Annotated in this window: 1 rRNA gene (cut by a window edge); it reads left to right on the plus strand. The window is 56.9% G+C overall.

The annotated features are described in order from the left end of the window. Positions 1–1,831, plus strand: a 23S ribosomal RNA gene (locus ACF053_RS30145); it begins 1,366 nt to the left of the window's first position. Positions 1,832–1,853 lie beyond the last annotated feature (22 nt).

Below are 1,853 nucleotides of genomic sequence, written 5' to 3' on the forward strand. Positions count from 1 at the left end.
CGTTTGGATGGGTAGGGGAGCGTCGTGTGCCGGGTGAAGCAGCCGCGGAAGCGAGTTGTGGACGGTTCACGAGTGAGAATGCAGGCATGAGTAGCGATACACACGTGAGAAACGTGTGCGCCGATTGACTAAGGGTTCCTGGGTCAAGCTGATCTGCCCAGGGTAAGTCGGGACCTAAGGCGAGGCCGACAGGCGTAGTCGATGGACAACCGGTTGATATTCCGGTACCCGCTTTGAAACGCCCAATATCGAACCAGGCGATGCTAAGTCCGTGAAGCCGCCCTGGAGCCTTCGGGCAAAGGGGAGTGGTGGAGCCGACGGACCAGACCTGTAGTAGGTAAGCGATGGGGTGACGCAGGAAGGTAGTCCAGCCCGGGCGGTGGTTGTCCCGGGGTAAGGGTGTAGGCCGTGTGATAGGCAAATCCGTCACACATCAAGGCTGAGACCTGATGCCGAGCCGATTGTGGTGAAGTGGATGATCCTATGCTGTCGAGAAAAGCCTCTAGCGAGTTTCATGGCGGCCCGTACCCTAAACCGACTCAGGTGGTCAGGTAGAGAATACCGAGGCGTTCGGGTGAACTATGGTTAAGGAACTCGGCAAAATGCCCCCGTAACTTCGGGAGAAGGGGGGCCATCACTGGTGAGAGCACTTGCTGCTCGAGCTGGGGGTGGCCGCAGAGACCAGCGAGAAGCGACTGTTTACTAAAAACACAGGTCCGTGCGAAGCCGTAAGGCGATGTATACGGACTGACGCCTGCCCGGTGCTGGAACGTTAAGGGGACCGGTTAGCTCCATTTCGGTGGGGCGAAGCTGAGAACTTAAGCGCCAGTAAACGGCGGTGGTAACTATAACCATCCTAAGGTAGCGAAATTCCTTGTCGGGTAAGTTCCGACCTGCACGAATGGCGTAACGACTTCTCGACTGTCTCAACCATAGGCCCGGTGAAATTGCACTACGAGTAAAGATGCTCGTTTCGCGCAGCAGGACGGAAAGACCCCGGGACCTTTACTACAGTTTGATATTGGTGTTCGGTTCGGCTTGTGTAGGATAGGTGGGAGACTGTGAAGCTTGGACGCCAGTTCAGGTGGAGTCGCCGTTGAAATACCACTCTGGTCGTGCTGGATGTCTAACCTGGGTCCGTGATCCGGATCAGGGACAGTGTCTGATGGGTAGTTTAACTGGGGCGGTTGCCTCCTAAAGGGTAACGGAGGCGCCCAAAGGTTCCCTCAGCCTGGTTGGCAATCAGGTGTTGAGTGTAAGTGCACAAGGGAGCTTGACTGTGAGACCGACGGGTCGAGCAGGGACGAAAGTCGGGACTAGTGATCCGGCGGTGGCTTGTGGAAGCGCCGTCGCTCAACGGATAAAAGGTACCCCGGGGATAACAGGCTGATCTTCCCCAAGAGTCCATATCGACGGGATGGTTTGGCACCTCGATGTCGGCTCGTCGCATCCTGGGGCTGGAGTCGGTCCCAAGGGTTGGGCTGTTCGCCCATTAAAGCGGTACGCGAGCTGGGTTTAGAACGTCGTGAGACAGTTCGGTCCCTATCCGCTGTGCGCGTAGGAATATTGAGAAGGGCTGTCCCTAGTACGAGAGGACCGGGACGGACGAACCTCTGGTGTGCCAGTTGTCCTGCCAAGGGCATGGCTGGTTGGCTACGTTCGGGAGGGATAACCGCTGAAAGCATCTAAGCGGGAAGCCTGCTTCGAGATGAGTATTCCCACCTCCTTGAGAGGGTAAGGCTCCCAGTAGACGACTGGGTTGATAGGCCGGATATGGAAGCCCAGTAATGGGTGGAGTTGACCGGTACTAATAGGCCGAGGGCTTGTCCTCAGTTGCTCGCGTCCACTGTGTT

The sequence above is a fragment of the Streptomyces kanasensis genome, from assembly GCF_043077165.1.
Lineage (GTDB): Bacteria > Actinomycetota > Actinomycetes > Streptomycetales > Streptomycetaceae > Streptomyces > Streptomyces changanensis.